This window comes from Kitasatospora sp. NPDC059571, from assembly GCF_042735675.1.
Classification (GTDB): Bacteria; Actinomycetota; Actinomycetes; order Streptomycetales; family Streptomycetaceae; genus Kitasatospora.
Genome location: NZ_JBHWBW010000012.1, coordinates 12,057 through 31,443 on the forward strand (window position 1 = coordinate 12,057; position 19,387 = coordinate 31,443).

General features: G+C 73.9%; 15 protein-coding genes. 10 read left to right on the plus strand and 5 right to left on the minus strand.

Annotated features, from left to right (window positions below):
• The 4 genes from ACFV0G_RS03425 to ACFV0G_RS03440 form a co-directional block, all read right to left on the minus strand.
• Positions 1 to 1,590: penicillin acylase family protein (locus ACFV0G_RS03425; protein ID WP_380540846.1), on the minus strand; the 1,590-nt coding region annotated here is incomplete at its 3' end.
• Complete coding sequence (locus tag ACFV0G_RS03430) at positions 1,587 to 2,411, minus strand: ABC transporter ATP-binding protein (RefSeq protein WP_380540849.1); 825 nt, start codon at positions 2,409 to 2,411, stop codon at positions 1,587 to 1,589. The genes ACFV0G_RS03430 and ACFV0G_RS03425, both read right to left, overlap by 4 nt.
• Before the next feature lie 35 nt (positions 2,412 to 2,446).
• The gene (locus ACFV0G_RS03435; RefSeq protein ID WP_380540852.1) at positions 2,447 to 3,475 is read right to left on the minus strand and encodes a FecCD family ABC transporter permease; all 1,029 of its coding nucleotides are present in this window, start codon (positions 3,473 to 3,475) and stop codon (positions 2,447 to 2,449) included.
• Entirely contained in the window at positions 3,472 to 4,524 is a 1,053-nt protein-coding gene (locus tag ACFV0G_RS03440; RefSeq protein ID WP_380540907.1) for a FecCD family ABC transporter permease, read from the minus strand. The genes ACFV0G_RS03435 and ACFV0G_RS03440 overlap by 4 nt, the downstream gene beginning before the upstream one ends.
• A gap of 125 nt (positions 4,525 to 4,649) precedes the next feature.
• Here ACFV0G_RS03440 and ACFV0G_RS03445 point away from each other — a divergent pair, with 125 nt between their 5' ends.
• The 10 genes from ACFV0G_RS03445 to ACFV0G_RS03490 all read left to right on the plus strand — a co-directional run bounded on the left by ACFV0G_RS03445 (position 4,650) and on the right by ACFV0G_RS03490 (position 18,375).
• Positions 4,650 to 5,687 carry an ABC transporter substrate-binding protein gene (locus ACFV0G_RS03445; RefSeq protein WP_380540855.1) on the plus strand — a complete coding sequence of 346 codons (1,038 nt, stop codon included), beginning with the start codon at positions 4,650 to 4,652 and terminating at the stop codon, positions 5,685 to 5,687.
• Between the two features lie 4 nt (positions 5,688 to 5,691).
• Positions 5,692 to 6,558: a siderophore-interacting protein gene (locus ACFV0G_RS03450; RefSeq protein ID WP_380540858.1), complete on the plus strand. Its 867-nt coding sequence runs from the start codon at positions 5,692 to 5,694 to the stop codon at positions 6,556 to 6,558.
• Between the two features lie 135 nt (positions 6,559 to 6,693).
• Positions 6,694 to 8,256: a pyridoxal phosphate-dependent decarboxylase family protein gene (locus ACFV0G_RS03455; RefSeq protein ID WP_380540861.1), complete on the plus strand. Its 1,563-nt coding sequence runs from the start codon at positions 6,694 to 6,696 to the stop codon at positions 8,254 to 8,256.
• A gap of 32 nt (positions 8,257 to 8,288) precedes the next feature.
• Entirely contained in the window at positions 8,289 to 9,581 is a 1,293-nt protein-coding gene (locus ACFV0G_RS03460; RefSeq protein ID WP_380540864.1) for a lysine N(6)-hydroxylase/L-ornithine N(5)-oxygenase family protein, read from the plus strand.
• The gene (locus tag ACFV0G_RS03465) at positions 9,578 to 10,144 is read left to right on the plus strand and encodes a GNAT family N-acetyltransferase (protein WP_380540867.1); all 567 of its coding nucleotides are present in this window, start codon (positions 9,578 to 9,580) and stop codon (positions 10,142 to 10,144) included. Before ACFV0G_RS03460 ends, ACFV0G_RS03465 begins: the two co-directional genes overlap by 4 nt.
• Positions 10,141 to 11,919, plus strand: a complete 1,779-nt coding sequence (locus ACFV0G_RS03470) for an IucA/IucC family protein (RefSeq protein WP_380540870.1) — start codon at positions 10,141 to 10,143, stop codon at positions 11,917 to 11,919. The genes ACFV0G_RS03465 and ACFV0G_RS03470 overlap by 4 nt, the downstream gene beginning before the upstream one ends.
• Positions 11,916 to 13,412, plus strand: coding sequence for an MFS transporter (locus ACFV0G_RS03475; RefSeq protein ID WP_380540873.1), 1,497 nt, complete (start codon positions 11,916 to 11,918; stop codon positions 13,410 to 13,412). The genes ACFV0G_RS03470 and ACFV0G_RS03475 overlap by 4 nt, the downstream gene beginning before the upstream one ends.
• Positions 13,413 to 13,641: 229 nt before the next feature.
• Positions 13,642 to 14,598 (plus strand): polyphosphate kinase 2 family protein, encoded by a 957-nt coding sequence (locus ACFV0G_RS03480; RefSeq protein ID WP_380540876.1) that lies wholly within the window; start codon positions 13,642 to 13,644, stop codon positions 14,596 to 14,598.
• A gap of 20 nt (positions 14,599 to 14,618) precedes the next feature.
• The gene (locus tag ACFV0G_RS03485) at positions 14,619 to 17,339 is read left to right on the plus strand and encodes a cation-translocating P-type ATPase (RefSeq protein ID WP_380540879.1); all 2,721 of its coding nucleotides are present in this window, start codon (positions 14,619 to 14,621) and stop codon (positions 17,337 to 17,339) included.
• 112 nt (positions 17,340 to 17,451) lie between these two features.
• The gene (locus ACFV0G_RS03490; protein ID WP_380540882.1) at positions 17,452 to 18,375 is read left to right on the plus strand and encodes a hypothetical protein; all 924 of its coding nucleotides are present in this window, start codon (positions 17,452 to 17,454) and stop codon (positions 18,373 to 18,375) included.
• Between the two features lie 12 nt (positions 18,376 to 18,387).
• Here ACFV0G_RS03490 and ACFV0G_RS03495 read toward each other — a convergent pair whose 3' ends face one another.
• A complete protein-coding gene (locus ACFV0G_RS03495; protein ID WP_380540885.1) occupies positions 18,388 to 19,314 on the minus strand; it encodes a phosphorothioated DNA-binding restriction endonuclease in 927 nt (308 codons plus the stop codon).
• Between the last annotated feature and the right edge of the window lie 73 nt (positions 19,315 to 19,387).

The following is a 19,387-nucleotide window of genomic DNA, read 5'->3' on the forward strand; positions in this document are numbered from 1 at the left end:
GCCCGGACACCCGCGGGGGTGGGGGGCGGGGGGGCCGCCCCCCGCCCCGGCGGGGCGGACCGCCTCGCGCCGCCCCACCGCCGAGCGCAGGGCCGCGAACCGGGCGGCGTCCACCGAGTCGGCGGCCATCCGCCGGTCCCAGTCGAGCAGCCGGTCGCGGAGCCGGCCGGCGGCCGGGGTGAGGCCGTCCGCCGCGGCGAGCAGGTCCAGCAGGGGTGCGGCGGAGGCGAGCAGGGTGTCGGTGTGGATGTCCGCGAGGGCTGCGGCCGTCCAGGGCGTCGGGGCGGCGAGCAGCGCGGCGATCCGGTCGGCGCGGTGCGGCGGTGCGAACTCCACGCCGAGCGGTGCGGCGAGGCCGCGCTGATTGGCCATCACGGCGGTGCCGTGCACCTCGGCGCGCGGCATGACGGCGCGGCCGTGCCAGGCGTGGCCGGGCTCCCAGGCCGGCACGGGCCGCAGCCGGTTGGCCTCGGCGCGCAGCGGCACGAGGCCGGCCACCCGGTGCAGCAGGCCGCCCGCGGTGTCGGCCGCCTGGACGACGTTGACCGGCTCGACCCAGTGGTCGAGGGCGGCGTCCACGTCGGCGACCGTGCGGGCGCGCAGCAGGGCGGGCAGGGCGGCGAAGCCGCAGGCGGCCTCGGCCCGCGGCGGGCAGCGCAGGCTGAGCGCCTCGTCCGTGCCGTCCGGCCCGCCGATGATCACCGGACCGCGGTCGGTCTCGACCACCTCGATGCGCACCGCCTCGCCGCCGGCGACCTCGACGGTCTCCCCGTGGGCGGCGGCGGGCCGCCAGCCGTCCGGGCCGAGCGCCTCGACGCCGTCCGGGGTGCGGCGCAGCCGTTCGCGGTAGAGGTCCTGGTAGTCGGCCATCGCGTTGGTGATCGCCCAGGCGACCGGGCCGGCGTGGCCGAAGTGGCCGATCCCGGGGACGCCGGGCACGGCGAGGCCGACCACGTCGAACTCCGGGCAGGCGAGCCGGATCTGCTGGTAGATACCCGGGTCCTCGATGAACCGGTGCGGGTCGCCGGCGAGCAGCGCGGCGCCGCTCGCGGTGCGCTCACCGGCGACCAGCCAGCCGTTGCTGCCGGCGGTGCCGGGGCCGTCGGTGGCGAACAGCGCGGCGTGCTCCTCGCCGAGCTCCCGGGCGACCAGGTCGCGCCAGAGCTTGGTGGGGAACCCGGCGAAGAGGATGTGGTGGGAGAGCCAGACGGCGATCGGCGTCCACGGCTCCCAGCGGCCGGGGACGAGCCCGGCGGCGGCGAACTCCGGTGCGTCGGCGGGGATCTCGGCGAGTCCCCGGTTGACCCCGTCGACGTACGCCAGGACCCAGGCCGCGGTGTCCGCGTCGAGTGCCCCGAAGCAGCGTCGGGCGGTGTCGGCGATCTTGGCGCGGCGGGCGAAGACGTCCCAGTCGAGTGCGTCGGGGCCGAGCGCGGCGGCCGAGGTGCCCTGTGCACGGTGGCGTTCGACCTCGATCTGCCGGCCGCGGTCGGCGGCGGCGTTCCAGCCCTGGAGGCGGGCGAGTTCGAGCGCCCCGGCGGCCCGCAGGTGGGGAATCCCCCAGGCGTCGCGGTGGATCCGGCCGGTCATGCGGTGCGCTCCGGGGCGCGGCGGCGGGCGGCCGGCACGACCAGCGGGGTGCCGGTCTCCGGGTCGTCGATGACCCGGCAGGGCAGCCCGAAGACCTGCTCGACCAGGTCGGCGGTGACCACCTCGGCGGGCGGCCCGGCCGCGACCACCCGGCCGTCGCGCATGGCGATCAGGTGGGTGGCGTACCGGGCGGCCTGGTTGAGGTCGTGCAGGACGGCGACCAGGGTGCGGCCCTGTTCCTCGTGGAGCCGGGCGCAGAGGTCGAGCACCTCGACCTGGTGGGCGATGTCGAGGTACGTGGTGGGCTCGTCGAGCAGCAGCAGCGGGGTCTGCTGGGCGAGTGCCATGGCGATCCAGACGCGCTGGCGCTGGCCGCCGGAGAGCTCGTCGACGAGCCGGTCGGCGAGTTCGCCGACGCCGGTGGCGGCCATCGACTCGGTGGTGACGCGCTCGTCCTCGGGCGACCACTGGCGGAGCAGCCCCTGGTGCGGGTAGCGGCCGCGGGCGACGAGTTCGGCGACGGTGATGCCGTCCGGTGCGGTCGAGGACTGCGGCAGCAGGCCGAGCGTGCGGGCGACCCGGCGGGCCGGCACGGCGCTGATGTCCCGGCCGTCCAGCAGGACGGTGCCGGCGGCCGGCCGGAGGGTGCGCGACAGGGCGCGCAGCAGCGTCGACTTGCCGCAGGCGTTCGGCCCGACGACGACCGTGAAGGACCGGTCGGGGATGTCCACGGTGAGGCCCTCGGCGATGGTGCGCCGGTCGTACCGGAGGGTGAGGTCCGCTCCGCGCAGGCGCGGTTCGCGCGGTTCGCCCGGTGCCATGGTCGGTGCTCCGTTTCGTGGTTCGGGTGCGTGGCTCATATCCGGCCCGCCCTGCGTTCGGTGGCGAGCAACCAGATGAGGTAGCCGCCGCCCAGGACGCCGGTGACGACGCCGACCGGCAGCTGGTGGCCGGGCAGGACGCGCTGCGCGGCGTAGTCGGCGGTGACCAGGAGGGCGGCGCCGGTGCAGGTCGCGGCGAGCAGGTTGGGGCCCGGTGCCCGGGTGAGGCGGCGGGCGAGCTGGGGCGCGGTGAGGGCGACGAAGGAGACCGGGCCGGCGGCGGCCGCGGCGAGGGCGGCGAGCAGGACGGCGCAGCCGAGCAGGGCGAGCCGGACGCGTTCCACCCGGACGCCCAGGCCCGCGGCGGCGTCGTCGCCCATCTCGACGACGGCGAGGGCGCGCCCGCAGCCGAGCAACACCGCGGGCCCGAGGACGGCGAGGGCGGCCAGCAGCGGTACGGCGTCCCGCCAGCCGCGGCCGTCGAGGCTGCCAGTGAGCCAGAGCACCGCCCGGGCGGCGTCCATCAGCTGGGTGCGGGTCAGCAGGTAGCCGTTGATGCCGGTGAGGATCGCGGAGCTGCCGATGCCGATGAGGACGAGTCGGCTGCCGTGCACGCCGCCCTTCCGGGCGAGGGCGTAGATCGCGGCGCCGCTGGCCAGGCCGCCCGCCACGGCGCCGCCGGCCAGGGCGAGGCTGCTGCCGCCGGTGATGACCACGATCAGGGCGCCGACCGCGGCGCCCTGGGTGAAGCCGAGCACGTCGGGGCTGCCGAGCGGGTTGCGGACGAGCGACTGGAACAGCGCGCCGGCCAGGCCGAGGGCGGCGCCGACCGCGAGGGCGGTGGCGACCCGGGGCAGCCGGAGCTGGTTGACGATGAAGTCCTCGGCCGGGGTGCCGCCGCCGGTGAGGGTGCGCAGCACCTCGGCCGGGGCGATCGGGTAGTCGCCGGTGCCGAGCGCGAGGATGCCGACGCCGAGCGCCGGCAGGGCGAAGGCCAGTCCGACGAGCAGGGCCCGGGGGCGGTAGCGGAGGGACAGCGCCGTGCCGATGCGGAGGGTGCTCATGCCCGCGCCACCTTTCCGCGGCGTGCGAAGTGGAGGAAGAACGGGCCGCCGAGGACGGCCGTGACGATGCCGACCTGGAGTTCGCCGGGCCGGCCCAGGACGCGGCCGAGGACGTCCGCGCCGAGCAGCAGGACGGGAGCCAGCACCGCGCAGTACGGGAAGAGCCAGCGCAGGTCGGGGCCGGTGAGGGCACGGACGAAGTGCGGCACCATCAGGCCGACGAAGACGATCGGGCCGCAGGCCGCGGTGGCGGCGCCGCAGAGCAGGGTGACGGCGAGGATCGCGGCGGCCCGGATCAGTGCGGGCCGGGCGCCGAGCGCGCGGGCTGCGTCGTCGCCGAGCGCCATGGCGTTCAGCGGCCGGGCCAGGGCCAGGGCGGTGACCAGGCCGGCGGCGACGAACGGAAGCACCTTGAGGACGGTGGAGCCCTGCGCACTGGCGAGTGAACCGACCGTCCAGAAGCGCATCCTGTCGAGGGCTCCGGTGTCCAGCAGCATCACCGCGTTGACGTAGCTGAAGAGCGTGGCGTTGAGCGCGGACCCGGCGAGGGCGAGCCGGGCCGGGGTCGCGCCGCGGGCGCCGCCGCCCCCGTAGAAGAGCAAGGCGTCCGGCGCGGTGCCGGCCAGGGCGAACCAGACGTAGCCGTCGAAGGTGGCGACGCCGAGGAAGGAGGCGGCGGTGACGACGGCGGCGGAGGCGCCGGCGTTGATGCCGAGCAGGCCGGGGTCGGCGAGCGGATTGCGGGTCAGCGCCTGCATCACGCCGCCGGCGAGGCCCAGCGCGGCGCCGCAGAGCAGGCCGAGGAGGGTGCGCGGCAGGCGCATCCGGTGGACGACCGTGTAGGCCTCGGAGTGGGCGTCGAACAGGCCGTGCCAGACCTCGGCGGGTGTGAGTTCGCGGGCGCCGACGCCGATGCTGAGGGCCAGGACGGCGATCAGGACCAGCACGGCGACTCCGAGGCCGGCTGCCCGCCGGACGGGCCGGCCGCCCCGCGACGGCCCTTCAGGTGGCGGCGAACCCTCCTGTGCAGAAGGCGACTTGGTGAGCAACACGAGCGGGCTCCGGTGCTGTCGGGGCGCGCTCCGGCGACCCTCCCTGGACAAAAACTAAGGTTAGGTTAACCTAATTTCCGCTCCCTGCCCGGCCCATCCCCCGACCCGAGGAAGACATCGCCATGCCCAAGCCCAGAACTGCCGCCCCCCTCTCCCGCCGCGGCCTGCTCGCCGCCGGCGGCGCCACGGCCGTCGGCGCCCTGCTCGCCGCCTGCGGCAGCGGCGGCGGTTCCGGATCGGAAGCCGACGGCACGGCCGGGGCAGGGCCCTGGACCTTCACCGACGACCGGAGGAAGGCGGTCACCGCCAAGTCCGCCCCGAGCCGGGTGGTCGCCTTCACCGGCACCGCGGCCGCCCTGGTGGACTTCGGCGTCGACAAGCAGATCGTCGGCGTCTTCGGCGAGACCAGGACCGCGGACGGCAAGGCCGACCCCCAGGCCGGCGACCTCGACATCGCGAAGGTCGAGATCCTCGGCAACGTCTGGGGCGAGTTCAGCGTGGAGAAGTACGCGGCGCTGCGGCCCGAGCTGCTGGTGACCCACATGTACGACCCGGGCGCGCTCTGGTACGTGCCGGACGAGAGCAAGGACAAGATCCTGGGCCTCGCGCCGAGCGTGGCGATCACCACCGCCCGCGTCCCGATGACCACGCCGATCCAGCGCTACGCCCGGCTCGCCGAGTCGCTCGGCGCCGACCTGAAGGCGAAGAAGGTCACCGACGCCAAGGCCCGCTTCGAGGCCGCCGCCGAGGAGCTGCGGCAGGCAGCGAAGGCGGCCGGCGGCATCAAGGTGATGGCCGCCTCCGGCAGCCCCGACACCTTCTACGTCTCCAACCCGAGGATCGCCACCGACCTGCTCTACTTCTCCGAGCTCGGCGTGGAGTTCGTGGTGCCCACCAAGCTGGAGGCCGGCGACTACTACGAGGCGCTCAGCTGGGAGAACGCGGGCAGGTTCGCCGCCGACCTGATCATCCTGGACAAGCGCAGCACCGCGCTGCAGCCCAAGGACCTCGCCGCCAAGCCGTCCTGGGCGCAGCTGCCCGCCGTCAAGGCCGGCCAGGTCGCCCCCTGGGACTCCGTGCCGCGCTTCTCGTACGCCGGCGCCGCACCCCTGCTGGAGAACCTCGCCAAGGCCGTCCGCTCGGCCAGGAAGGTCAGTTGACGCCATGAGCAGCCAGTCCGAGATCGCCGCGCAGTACGGCTTCTTCGAGGCCCGGGTCGTCCGCAGCCGGCGGCTCGGCCCGACCATGGTCCGGGTGACCTTCGGCGGCGAGCAGCTGAAGGGCTTCGCCTCCGGCGGCCGGGACCAGAGCTTCTCGCTCTTCCTGCCGCATCCGGGGCAGGACGCCCCGGTCCTCCCCGTCGAGGAGGGCGAGAACTGGTTCACCGCCTGGCGCGCCCTGCCGGAGGCCGTCCGCGCCGTGATGCGCTCGTACACCGTCCGCGCCCAGCGGCGCGAACCCGACGAGGTGGACGTGGACTTCGCACTGCACGGCCTGGCCGGCCACGGCAGCGCGGGGCCGGCCGCCCGGTGGGCCGCCGCGGCCGCCCCGGGGGACCGGGTGGTCCTGCTCGGGCCGGCCGTCGAGGACAACCGCAGCGTCTGCTTCCGGCCGCCGGCGGGCACCGACTGGGTGCTGATCGCGGCCGACGAGACCGCCCTGCCCGCCGCCGGCGGCATCCTGGACGGGCTGCCGGAGGGCACCGCCGCCCGGGTGTGGATCGAGGTCCCGCACGCCGAGGACATCCAGGACCTGGAGTTCGGCGCCGATGTCGAACTCACCTGGCTGGTACGGGACACCGGCACGACGCCGCTGGTGGCGGCGGTGCGCGCGGCCGACATGCCCGAGGGCGTGCCGTACGCGTGGATCGCCGGCGAGTCCGGCACCGTGCGCGCACTGCGCCGCCACCTGGTCGGCGAGCGCGGCTTCGACCGCCGCGCGGTCACCTTCTCCGGGTACTGGCGCCGCGGCGCCTCGGAGGAGCAGCTGCGCCTGGAGGCGCTCTCCGGGAGCAGTCCCGACGAGGAGTGAGATCCGGCCGCCGGAGCGGCACTTGAACGACAACGGCCCGCCCCCGATCCCGGGTGCGGGCCGTCGTTGATCGCTCGAACTTAGGATAGGCTAACCTAAGTTTGATCCTCCGTCCGCAACCGTTGAGGGCTGACCATGACTTTCCAGGGGCACACCGTCGAGCTCCCGTCGGCAGGCGCCGCCGCCACCCCGGTGGACGCGAGAGCGCACCTGTTCAACGACCGCACGGTGGAGGGCTACCGGCGCTCGCTCGCGGCCGGCGTCGACCGCGTGGCCGCACGGATCGCCGGCACCGGCCGCCCGTTCACCGGGATCACCCCCGACCGGCTCGCCCCCGAGATAGCCGCCGTCGACCTCGACCGCCCGCTCGGCGACCCGCTCGGCGCCCTCGCCGAGCTGGAGGACGTCTACCTCCGCGACGCCGTCTACTTCCACCACCCCCGCTACCTCGCCCACCTCAACTGCCCGGTGGTCATCCCCGCACTGCTCGGCGAGGCCGTGCTGACCGCCGTCAACTCCTCGCTGGACACCTGGGACCAGAGCGTCGGCGGCACCCTCATCGAGCGCCGCCTGATCGACTGGACCGCCGACCGGATCGGCCTCGGCCCGGACGCCGACGGCGTCTTCACCAGCGGCGGCAGCCAGTCCAACTTCCAGGCCCTGCTGCTCGCCCGCGAGGAGGCCTGCGAACTGGCCGCCGCCACCGCGCCCGAGCCGCTCGCGAAGCACGACATCCTGCCCCGGCTGCGCATCATCGCCTCCGAGGCCGGCCACTTCAGCGTGCAGAAGTCCGCGAAGATGCTCGGCCTCGGCCCCGAAGCCGTCATCACGGTCGGCACCGACCGCGAGCGCCGGATGAGGCCCGCCGTGCTCGCCCGGGAGATCGACCGCTGCCGCCGCGAGGGCCTCCTGGTGATGGCCGTCGTCGCCACCGCCGGCACCACCGACTTCGGCTCCATCGACCCGCTGCCGCAGATCGCCGACCTGTGCGCCGAGGCCGGCCTGTGGCTGCACGTCGACGCCGCGTACGGCTGCGGGCTGCTCGCCTCCCGGACCCGCCGCGATCTGCTCGACGGCATCGAGCGGGCCGACTCGGTCACCGTCGACTTCCACAAGTCGTTCTTCCAGCCGGTCAGTTCCAGCGCCCTCGTGGTCCGCGACGGAGCCGTGCTGCGGCACGCCACCCACTACGCCGACTACCTCAACCCGGCCCGGATGGCCGAGCGCCGCATCCCCAACCAGGTGGACAAGTCCATCCAGACCACCCGCCGGTTCGACGCCCTCAAGCTCTGGCTCACCCTGCGCATCATGGGCGCCGACGCGATCGGCGCACTCTTCGACGAGGTCGTGGACCGCGCCGCCGAGGCGTACGAGCTGCTCGCCGACGACCCGCGCTTCGAGGTCGTCACCCGCTCCTCGCTCAGCACCGTCGTCTTCCGCTGGCTGCCGCCCGCCGGCCCGCTGCGCGACCTCGCCGACGGCGCCAACCTGCACGCCCGGGAGGCCCTCGCCGCCTCCGGCGAGGCCGTCGTCGCCGGCACCAAGGTCGACGGCCGCCACTACCTCAAGTTCACCCTGCTGAACCCGGAGACCACGCTGGACGACATCGCGCACGTCCTCGACCTCCTCGCCGAGCACGCCGGGCGGTACGTCAACGACCGCACCGCCGCGCCGGAACTCTGCCGCGCCGCCGGCTGAACCGCACCCGCCGACCCACCGGAGAGACCCGCATGTCCACCCACGACTTCATCGCCATCGGCCTCGGGCCGTACAACCTGGGCCTGGCCTGCCTCACCGAAACGGTCGACGGCCTGGACGGGGTGTTCCTGGAGAGCAAGCCGGACTTCGACTGGCACCCCGGAATGCTGCTCGACTTCGCGACCCTGCAGACCCCGTTCATGGCCGACCTGGTCACCCTCGCCGACCCGACCTCGCCGTACTCCTTCCTCAACTACCTGAAGGAGACCGGCCGGCTGTACCCGTTCTACATCCGCGAGATGTTCTATCCGGTCCGCGCCGAGTACAACGCGTACTGCCGCTGGGCGGCCGCCCGGCTCGACGGCGTGCGGTTCGGCCACCGGGTCACCCGGGTCGACTGGGACGGGGCCGACGGCCTGTACACGGTGACCTCCGAGACCGCCACCGGCACCGCCGTGCACCGCGCGCCGCGCCTGGTGCTCGGCACCGGCACCCCGCCGTACCTGCCCGAGGCCTGCCGCGGCCTCGGCGGCGACCTGCTGCACAACTCCCGCTACCTGGAGGGCAGGGCCGCGCTGCAGGCGAAGGAGTCGATCACCGTGGTCGGCAGCGGCCAGAGCGCCGCCGAGATCTACTACGACTTGCTTGGCGAGATCGACGTGCACGGCTACCGGCTCGACTGGGTGACCCGCTCCCCGCGGTTCTTCCCGCTGGAGTACACCAAGCTGACCCTGGAGATGACCTCCCCCGAGTACGTGGACTACTTCCACGCCCTCCCCGAGGCCACCCGCTACCGCCTGGAGGCCGAGCAGAAGGGCCTGTTCAAGGGCATCGACGCCGACCTGATCAACGCGATCTACGACCTGCTCTACCAGAAGAGCGTCAACGGACCCGTCCCCACCCGGCTGCTCACCGGCACTGCCCTGCACGGCGCCGCCTGGGACGAGGCCGGGCGCACCTACACCCTCGACCTGCACCACACCGAGCAGGAGCGGGACTTCACCCTGCACACCCAGGGCCTGGTGCTGGCCACCGGGTACCGCTACACCCCGCCGGCCTTCCTGGAGCCGATCGGCGACCGGCTCCGCCGGGACGGGCAGGGCCGCTTCGACGTCGCCCGCAACTACAGCATCGACACCACCGGCCGCGGGGTGTTCCTGCAGAACGGCGGCACCCACACCCACAGCATCACCTCGCCCGACCTCGGCATGGGCCCGTACCGCAACTCCTGGATCATCCGGGAGCTCACCGGCCGCGAGGTCTACCCCATCGAGAAGTCCATCGCCTTCCAGGAGTTCGGCGCACCCTCGGGCGCCGCCGCATGAACCCGTACACCCGCACCGCCGCCGGGATCGGCGAACTGACGATCCGCCCGCTCGACCCCGACGCCGACGCCGTCCTGCTGCACGCCTGGGTCACCCACCCGAAGGCCGCCTTCTGGATGATGCAGGACGCCGACCTCGACGACGTCCGCACCGAGTACCGCCGGATCGCCGACCACCCGCACCACGACGCCTACCTCGGCCTGCTGGACGGCGAACCGGCCTTCCTGGTCGAGCGCTACGACCCGGCCCGGCTGGAGCTGGTCGGCCTGTACGACGCCGAGCCCGGCGACGCCGGCATGCACTTCCTCTGCGCCCCCGCCGACACCCCCGTGCACGGCTTCACCCGCGCCGTCATCACCACCGTCATGGCCTTCCTCTTCGAGGACCCGGACGTCCGCCGGGTCGTGGTCGAACCCGACCTCCGCAACACCGCCGTGCACGCCCTCAACGCCGCCGTCGGCTTCGCCGTCGTCGGCCCGATCGACAAGCCCGAGAAGCAGGCCCTGCTCAGCATCTGCACCCGCGAGGCCTACCGGCGCACCACCGCAGGAGCCGCCCGATGAACCCCGTCGCCCACCTCCGCCCGGACACCTGGGCCGCCGCCAACCGGCTGCTCGTCCGCAAGGCGCTCGCCGAGTTCTCCCACGAGCGGCTGCTCACACCCGAGCCGCTGCCCGACGGCCGCTGGTCGGTGCGCAGCGACGACGGCGCCACCGAGTACCGCTTCGCCGCCCGGCTCCGTGCCCTGGACCACTGGGAGATCCCCGCCGACTCCGTCACCCGGCACCGCGACGGTGACGAACTCCCCCTCGACGCCATCGACTTCTGCACCGAGCTGCGCAAGGCCCTGGACCTCTCCGACGAGGTGCTGCCGGTCTACCTGGAGGAGCTCGGCGCCACCCTGGCCGGCACCGCCTACAAGCTCGACCGCCCCGACGTGCCCGCCGATGAGCTCGCCCGGGCCGGCTTCCAGGCCATCGAGACCGGGATGACCGAGGGCCACCCGTGCTTCGTCGCCAACAACGGCCGGATCGGCTTCGGCGGCGAGGAGTACCACCGGTACGCGCCGGAGGCCGCCGCCCCCGTCCGGCTGGTCTGGCTGGCCGCCCACCGCGACCACGCGGTCTTCACCTGCTGCACCGACACCGACTACGACACGCTGCTGCGCCAGGAGCTCGGCGACGCCCAACTGGCCCGGTTCGCCGCCACCATGGCCGACCTCGGCCTCTCGCTGGCGGACTACCGCCTGCTGCCCGTCCACCCCTGGCAGTGGCAGCACAAGCTGTCGGTCACCTTCGCCGGCGAACTCGCCCTGCGCCGCCTGGTGCACCTCGGCGAGGGCGACGACGAGTACCTCGCCCAGCAGTCGATCCGCACCTTCTTCAACACCACCGACCCGTCCCGGCACTACGTGAAGACCGCCGTCTCGGTCCTCAACATGGGCTTCGTGCGCGGTCTCTCGGCCGCCTACATGGAGGCCACCCCCGCCATCAACGACTGGCTGGCGAAGCTCGTCGCGGGCGACGAGGTGCTGCGCCGCACCGGCCTGTCGATCATCCGCGAGCACGCCGCGATCGGCTACCGGCACCGCCAGTACGAGGCCGCGACCGACCGGTACTCGCCCTACCGCAAGATGCTCGCCGCGCTCTGGCGGGAGAGCCCGGTGCCCGCCCTCGCCCCGGAGGAGCGGCTCACCACGATGGCCGCGCTGCTGCACACCGACCGGGCCGGCCGCTCACTGGCCGCCGCCCTCGTCCGGCAGTCCGGCCTGCCCGCCGAACAGTGGCTGCGGCGCTACCTGGACGCCTACCTCACCCCGCTGCTGCACAGCTTCTACGCCTACGATCTGGCCTTCATGCCGCACGGCGAGAACACCATCCTGGTGCTCGACGGCGCAGGCACCGTCCGGCGGGCGGTGTTCAAGGACATCGCCGAGGAGATCGTCGTCATGGACCCGGACGCGGTGCTGCCGCCGGCCGTCCAGCGGGTCCGGGCGGACGTCCCCGAGGACATGAAACTGCTCTCGGTCTTCACCGACGTCTTCGACTGCTTCTTCCGCCACCTGGCCGCGATCCTGGCCGCCGAGGAGGTCCTCACCGAGGACGCCTTCTGGCGCACCGTGGCCGACTGCGTCACCGACTACCGCGACGCGGTGCCGCACCTGGCCGAGAGGTTCGAGCGGTACGACCCGTTCGCCCCCGAGTTCGCGCTCTCCTGCCTGAACCGGCTCCAACTGCGCAACAACCGGCAGATGGTGGACCTCGCCGACCCCTCGGCCGCACTCCAGCTGGTCGGCACCCTGGTGAACCCGATCGCCCGGTTCGCCCCCGCCCGGTGACCGTCGCCGCCGGGACGGACACCCCCGCCCGGCCCGCCGCGCGGCACCCCGCCCGGTGGCCGGTGCTGGCGGTGGTCTGCCTCGTCCAGCTCGCCGTGGTGCTCGACAACACCGTGCTGGGCGTCGCGGTGCCCACACTGACCCGCAGCCTCGGTGCGAGCACCGCCGAGCTGCAGTGGATCGTCAACGCGTACCCGGTCGTCCAGGCCGGGCTGCTGCTCACCGCCGGCAGCGCCACCGACCGGTACGGCCGGCGGCGGATGCTGCTGGCCGGCCTGGCGGTCTTCGGGCTCGGCTCGCTGGCCGCCGGGCTCTCCACCACCACCGGCGCGCTGATCGCGGCCCGGGCGGTGATGGGGGTCGGCGGGGCACTGCTGACCACCACCACGCTGGCCGTCGTCCTCCAGGTCTACGAGGGGCCCGGACGGGCCAGGGCGATCGGCGCGTGGAGCGCGGTCGGCGCGGTCGGCTACGCGGCCGGCCCACCGGTCGGCGGGCTGCTGCTCGCACACTTCTCCTGGGGCGCGCTCTTCGTGGTGAACCTCCCGCCGGTACTGGCCGCCCTGGCCGCCGCCCTGCTGCTCGTCCCGGAGTCGCGCGGCGCGGGCGGCGGGCGGCCCGACCTGCCGGGCGCGCTGCTGTCCACCGCCGGGACGGCCGCGGTGGTGTACGCGATCGTCTCCGGCGGCGAGCACGGCCCGTCCTCCGCCCGGGTGCTCGTCCCGGCCGTGCTGGGCGTGCTCGCACTGGCGGCCTTCGCGGTCTGGGAGCGCCGCTGCCGCCACCCCATGCTCGACCTCGGCCTCTTCCACGACCGGCGGTTCACCGGCGCGGTCACCGGGGTCGTCCTGATCACCTTCGGCAGCACCGGCGTGCTCTTCCTGCTCACCCAGCAGCTCCAGTTCGTCCGCGGCTACCCGCCGCTGGAGGCCGGGCTGCGGATGGCGCCGTTCGCGCTCACCGCGGTCGCGCTCAACCTCGGCGGGCCGGCCGCCCGCGCAGGCGCCCGGCTGGGCGTCCCGGGCTCGATCGCCGCCGGGACGGCCCTGCTGGCGGGCGGCTTCGCACTGGCCGCCCAGGCCGGGCCGGGCTACGGTCAGCTCGCCGCCGGGCTGGTCCTGATGGGCACCGGCTGCGCCGTCGCCAACCCGGCGCTGGTCGCGGCCGTCATGGACGCCGTCCCGCCGGACCGGGCGGGTGCCGGTGCCGGGATCGACGGCACCATGGCGGAGCTCGGCGCGGGGCTCGGCGTGGCCGTGCTCGGCGCCGTGCTGAACGCCCGGTTCGCGGCCCTGCTGCCGGCCGGGGCGGCCACCGGATCGCTGCCCGCCGCCCTCGCCGCCGCACCCTCCGCCGCCGACCGGGCCGCCGTCCTGGACGCCTTCGCCGCGGCCGCCCGGGCCGGCCAGCTGGCCGGCGCCGCCACCGTGCTGGCCGGCGGCCTGACCGCCGCCCTGCTGCTGCACCGGGCCGGCCGCCCGCCGCGCCTCTGACCCGCGCCCGCCCCGGGCGTCCACCGAACGGCCCCCGTGCGCTTGCCCGGCCCGGCCGCCGGGCGGAGCGTGGCGGGTACCACGTGCCCGGCGGCGACGGCGGGCCGGGGCGGAGGCAGGAGTGCCGCGGCCCGGTGCGGCCCCCGGGCCCGCCGGGCCCCGGCCTCGGCGCCGCCGCGGTGGCACCCGCCCGCCGGGCGCCCGCCGCGGCCGAGAGGAGTGGTCGGCGATGGCGGACAAGCGGGCCCGGCGCCTGGCGGAGTTCATCCGCCCGCTCCGGGTGAAGCCCGGCAGCAAGGTCGACCTCGGCGAGGACTTCGACCCCCGGTACAAGGGGAAGCTCAAGAAGCGCGACAGCAGCGAGCTGCTGAAGAACGGCGTCTCGCTGCTCGCCGAGTACCAGGACCGGCTGGCCGCCCAGGACACCTACGGCGTGCTGCTCTGCCTCCAGGCCCTCGACGCGGGCGGCAAGGACGGCACGATCCGCCACGTGATGAGCGGGGTGAACCCGCAGGGCGTGCACGTGAGCAGCTTCAAGGTGCCGTCGACCGAGGAGCTCGACCACGACTACCTGTGGCGGTACGCCTCCCGGCTGCCGGCCCGCGGCGACATCGGCATCTTCAACCGGTCGCACTACGAGGAGGTTCTCGTGGTGCGGGTGCACCCCGAGAACCTCGAACGGCAGCGGGTGCCCGAGGAGTCCCGCGGCCCCGGCGTCTGGAAGCGGCGCTACCGCGACATCAACAACTGGGAGCGGCACCTCACCGGCAACGGCTTCAAGGTCGTCAAGATCTTCCTGAACCTCTCCCGCGAGGAGCAGCGCACCCGCTTCATGAAGCGGATCGACCTGCCGGAGAAGAACTGGAAGTTCTCCGCGGCGGACGTCCGCGAACGCCGCCGCTGGGACGACTACCAGCACGCGTTCTCCGAGATGCTGTCGGCCACCAGCACGCCGTGGGCCCCCTGGTACGTCGTCCCGGCCGACCGCAAGTGGTTCGCCCGGATCTGCGCCGCGGCGATCCTCGCCCACACCCTGATCGAGCTCGACCCGCAGTACCCGACGGTCGACGCCCGGGCCCGCCGGGAGCTGAAGGAGGCCCGGCGCGAACTGCTGAAGCAGGCCCCCGAGGGCGCCCCGGCCGACCCGTACGCGGCCGAACACCCGGACCGCCGGCCCGGCCGGTGACAGACCTCGGAGGTGCGGACATGGCGGCAGCGCCGGACGGGGCCTCGCCCCGGACCTCGACCGAGCTCTGGTACGCGCGGACGCCGGAGGACGTCGCGGCGCAGCTCGGCGTCGTCCCCGCGGTCGGGCTGAGTGCCTCGCGGGTCGCCGAACGGCTGGCGGCCGACGGGCCGAACGCGCTGCCGGAGGAGGAGCCGCCGCCGGGCTGGCGACGCTTCCTCGACCAGTACCGCAGCTACATGCAGATCATCCTGGTCGCCGCGGCCGTGGTGTCGATGGCGATCGAGCAGTGGAGCACCGGCATCCTGCTGGTGCTGCTGACCCTGCTGAACGCGGTGGTCGGGCTGCGCCAGGAGGGCAAGGCGGAGAGCGCGATGAACGCGCTCAAGTCGATGATGAAGGCGACCGCGCGGGTGCGGCGCGACGGCGTCGAGTCGGAGATCCCCGCCGAACAGCTGGTCGTGGGCGACGTGGTGCTGATCGCGGCCGGCGACCAGGTCCCGGCGGACGGCCGGATCGTGGCGGCCAGCGCGCTGCAGATCGACGAGTCTGCGCTGACCGGCGAGAGCGTCCCGGCGGCGAAGGACGCCGGGACGCTCCCGGCGGCCGAACTCGGCCCCGGCGACCAGTCGAACATGGCGTTCATGAACACCCCGGTCACCCACGGCAGCGGCCTGCTGGTGATCACCGCCACCGGCGCGGGCACCGAACTGGGCAAGATCTCCGGGATGCTGTCCGCGACCGAGAAGGAGCAGTCGCCGCTCACCCGGGAGCTCAACACCCTGACGCTGTGGATCGCCGGCGCGGCGGGGCTGACCATGGTCGTGATGTTCGCACTGGGGCGCAGCCGCGGGCAGGAGTGGGACGCGCTGTTCGTCAGTGCGGTCTCGCTGGCCATCGCGGCGATCCCGGAGGCGCTGCCCACGGTCACCCAGGTGATCCTCTCGGTGGGCAGCCTCAACCTGGCGAAGCGCAACGCCATCGTCAAGGAGCTGCCCTCGGTCGAGACCCTCGGCTTCACCTCGGCGATCAACTCCGACAAGACCGGCACGCTGACGATGAACCAGATGACCGCGGTGGAGCTGCTGAGCCCGACCGACCGGTACACCGTCTCCGGCACCGGCTACGGCCTGGAGGGGAAGATCCACCACGCGGCCGGGTCCTCGGACGGCATCGAGGCGGCGGTCCTGCCGTACCTGGTGGCGAGCGACGCGAAGCTGGTGGACGGGGAGGTCGTCGGCGACCCCACCGAGGGCGCGCTGCTGGTCCTCGGGCACAAGGCGGGGCTGGACATCGAGGGCACCCGGGAGCGGTTCCCGCGGCTCGCCACCCTGCCGTTCGACCCCGACTACAAGCTGATGGCCACCTTCAACTCGACGACGGACCGGGCCGGGCGGCCGGTGGTGCGGTGCTTCGTCAAGGGCGCGGCGCCCGCGGTGATGGCGCGGGCCACCAGCGCCCTGGCGGACGGTGCTTCCGTGCCGTGGGACGGGGAGCTGAGCCGGCGGGCGCAGGAGCAGACCGAGCGGATGGGCGGGGAGGGGCGCCGGGTGATGGCGGCGGCCGTCCGGGATCTCGACCCGGCCGCCTTCGACCCGGCGGGCGACCTGCTCGCGCTGGTCACGGAGCTGCAGATGACCAGCCTGGTCGGCATGGTGGACCCGCCGCGCGAGGAGTCCAAGGCGGCGGTGGCCAGTGCCCAGGCGGCCCACATCCGGGTCCGCATGGTGACCGGTGACGACGTCACCACGGGCGAGGCGATCGCCCGGCAGCTGGGCATCCCCGGCGAGGCCGTGCTCGGCGCCGAGTTCGCCGCGATGTCCGAGGCCGAGCAGCTCGCCCGGATCGACGGCATCGGCGTGGTCGGGCGGGTGGCGCCGGAGCACAAGGTGCTGCTGGCGAACACCCTGAAGAAGAAGGGCGAGGTCGTCGCGATGACCGGCGACGGCGTCAACGATGCGCCCGCCATCAAGGCCTCGGACATCGGCATCGCCATGGGCAGCGGCACGGACGTGGCGAAGAACGCCGGACGGATGATCCTCTCCGACGACAACTTCGCCACCATCGTCTACGCGGTGGAGGAGGGCCGGAAGCTCTACGACAACCTCACCAAGTACATCCGGTTCGTCCTGCTGCTGCTGGTTGCCTTCGTCCTCACCTTCCTGGGGGCGACGCTCCTCAACATCGCCGCGGGCGAGCCGTTCCCGCCGCCGCAGGTGCTGTGGATCCACTTCGTGGTCAACGCCCCGTTCGGCTTCGCGCTCGGCTTCGACCAGGAGAGCCCGGGGCTGATGCGGCGGACGCCGCGGCCGCGCGGAGAGTCGGTGCTGACCCGGCCGGTCATGGTCACCGTGGGGCTGAGCGGGCTGGTCATCACGGTCTTCCTGCTCGGCCTGATCAAGGTCGGCGAGTGGCGCTACGACAGTACGCAGACCGGCAGTTCGATCGCGTTCACGGCCTTCGCCCTCTGCCTGATCGTGGCGGCCTTCGAGTGCCGCAGCGAGACCGCCTCGGTCTTCACCCCCACCACCTTCGACAGCAAGCAGATGAACTGGGCCGCCCTGGGCGAGTTCGTGCTGGCCGTGATGGTCACCCAACTCGACGGCTTCCGGCGGATCCTCGGCACCACGCGGATCAACATCCAGCAGTTCGGCTGGGCCCTGCTCGCCGCCGTCGCCCTGCTGATCCTCTGGGAGGCGGGCAAGTTCGCGGCGCGACGGGTCCGGTCAACCGCCGCCTGACGCTCGTTCTGACCGAACGTCACTCTCGTGTTACGGTCCGTCAGAACGCAGACGAAGTTGACCCCGGCGGTGCGCCAACACCCCGGGGCCCGGCACAAGGACCAAACTCCCCATGCACATCCACCGTACCGCCCAGGACCGCAACTTCACGGTACTTCCGAACGGCCTGTTGCGGGACCGCAGCCTCAGCTACACCGCCCGCGGCCTCCTCGCCGACCTGCTCTCCCGCCCTGACGGGCGGCGCGAGGACGCCCGGGCGATGGCCGACACCAGCACCCAGGGACGCGGGGCCGTCAACCGGGCTATCAAGGAACTCACCCGGGCGGGGTACTACCTCGTCAAGAAGCTCCGGATGCCCGACGGCACCATCCGCTCCGAGATCCACGTCTACGACACGCCCCAGCACCTCCGGCCACCGGATGCCACGGACCCGGGATCCGGTGGAGCAACGGCCGGCCCACGTGGCAGCCACCCAAAGAACCGGGGAGAAGAAACCCCCCTCCCCGGGCCCCCGGCCACACCACCGCCACCGCCACCGCCACCGCCGGACCCTCCCGCGTCGGGGCCGGAACCGGACGAGCAGACCAAGGCCGCCGTGGCCGCCCTCCGCCGGGTGATCCGCCCCGAACCCCGCCTGCGACTCGGCGAATCCGAGGCACTGGCGCTCGCACCGCTCGTCGCGCAATGGCTCGAACGCGGCGCCACCACCGCCGACCTGGCAGGCGCCCTCCTGCCAGGGCTACCGGTGCCGCTGCACTCCCCCGCGGCGCTGCTGCGCAACCGTCTCCAACGCAAACTCCCCCCGCCGCCCGAGGAACGGCCCGCCGCCGTCCCCCGCTACACCGAATGCCCCGGCTGCCACGACCCCGTCCCCCGCCCGGGCACCTGCCGCCCCTGCGCCGGCCTGCCGACCGTCCCCCGCCCCCGCATCCCTGCCCCCGACACCGCCACCACGGGAGCCGCCCGCGTGCGCACCGCCCTCCACGCCGCCCGCATCCTCGGCCCCCTGAGATCCATCCTCACGCCGTGCCCATGACGGCGACGGCTCTCACCCGGCGGGCAACGGCCCGTCCGCCGGCGGACGGGCCGCCCCGTGGAACACCTGCCGGCCGTGCCACTCCCGATGCCGCCTCGCCACCGGGGGGAGCCCCGGCTGCGGACCGATGACCCGCCGACCGGAGAGGGACAGCACGTGGTGCCGGCTTGCGTCGCTTCGGCCGACGAAACGCTGGGAGACGAGGATCCGGCGGTCGTCGCCGAGACCCAGGACGCCCTTGTCGAAGAGCTTGTGGTGGAGGGAGCAGAGGCACAGCCCGTTGTCGACCTCGTCCGGTCCGTCGTGCGACCACCAGCGCACGTGCGCGGCCTCCAGCCCGACCGTGCTCGCACCGAGCGTCCCGTCATAGCCGCAGAAGGCGCACCGGAACTCATAGGCCGTCAGGATCAGCTCACGCATCCGCCGGTCCCGCCGGCGCCGGGCCGCGGCGGCGGCGGCCGTACCGTTCACGCTGCCGACCTCGGCGAGCTCCAGGTCGAGCCCGACCGCCTCGCAGAGGTCGACGTGCAGGGACGGCGGGAAATGCGTGTCCAGCAACACCCTGGCCAGCCGGCCCAGCAGCGACGGCTGCTTCGCCAACGCAGCCCGGAGATCGGGCGCGAGCCGGCCGGCCGCTCCGCTGGCGCGAAGGATCTGGATTCCCGTCCCGGGACTCCCCGGGCCGTGATCCGTCCTGACCTCCCACACCCCGTCGCTGACCAGGTGGTGGAACGGATAGGCAGGAGTCGTCGCGTGCGCCGGGCCGTACTCCACGAGCAGCTGCTTGAGCTCCTCCTCCACCGCGCTGTACCGCAGCTCCCGGTCGGCGTCCTGCTGGTAGCTCCCGAGTGCGTACAGCAACAACAACGGCTTGTGCGGGGCCCTGACCCCGTGACTCGTCCACCGCCGCAGCCGCGCCACCCGATCCAGCCAGTCCATGCCGGCCACAGTAGCGACGCACCGTATCCGGACGGGACGGTCTCCCGACATGGCAGAAGGCCCGATCGGACAC

Bases quoted from the DNA above. Each gene is read 5' to 3' on its own strand.
- ACFV0G_RS03435 (WP_380540852.1), bottom strand. From the start codon at position 3,475: ATGAGCACCCTCCGCATCGGCACGGCGCTGTCCCTCCGCTACCGCCCC.
- ACFV0G_RS03465 (WP_380540867.1), top strand. From the start codon at position 9,578: ATGAACCCGTACACCCGCACCGCCGCCGGGATCGGCGAACTGACGATC.
- ACFV0G_RS03485 (WP_380540879.1), top strand. From the start codon at position 14,619: ATGGCGGCAGCGCCGGACGGGGCCTCGCCCCGGACCTCGACCGAGCTC.
- ACFV0G_RS03460 (WP_380540864.1), top strand. From the start codon at position 8,289: ATGTCCACCCACGACTTCATCGCCATCGGCCTCGGGCCGTACAACCTG.
- ACFV0G_RS03470 (WP_380540870.1), top strand. From the start codon at position 10,141: ATGAACCCCGTCGCCCACCTCCGCCCGGACACCTGGGCCGCCGCCAAC.
- ACFV0G_RS03490 (WP_380540882.1), top strand. From the start codon at position 17,452: ATGCACATCCACCGTACCGCCCAGGACCGCAACTTCACGGTACTTCCG.
- ACFV0G_RS03495 (WP_380540885.1), bottom strand. From the start codon at position 19,314: ATGGACTGGCTGGATCGGGTGGCGCGGCTGCGGCGGTGGACGAGTCAC.
- ACFV0G_RS03455 (WP_380540861.1), top strand. From the start codon at position 6,694: ATGACTTTCCAGGGGCACACCGTCGAGCTCCCGTCGGCAGGCGCCGCC.
- ACFV0G_RS03450 (WP_380540858.1), top strand. From the start codon at position 5,692: ATGAGCAGCCAGTCCGAGATCGCCGCGCAGTACGGCTTCTTCGAGGCC.
- ACFV0G_RS03480 (WP_380540876.1), top strand. From the start codon at position 13,642: ATGGCGGACAAGCGGGCCCGGCGCCTGGCGGAGTTCATCCGCCCGCTC.
- ACFV0G_RS03445 (WP_380540855.1), top strand. From the start codon at position 4,650: ATGCCCAAGCCCAGAACTGCCGCCCCCCTCTCCCGCCGCGGCCTGCTC.
- ACFV0G_RS03430 (WP_380540849.1), bottom strand. From the start codon at position 2,411: ATGGCACCGGGCGAACCGCGCGAACCGCGCCTGCGCGGAGCGGACCTC.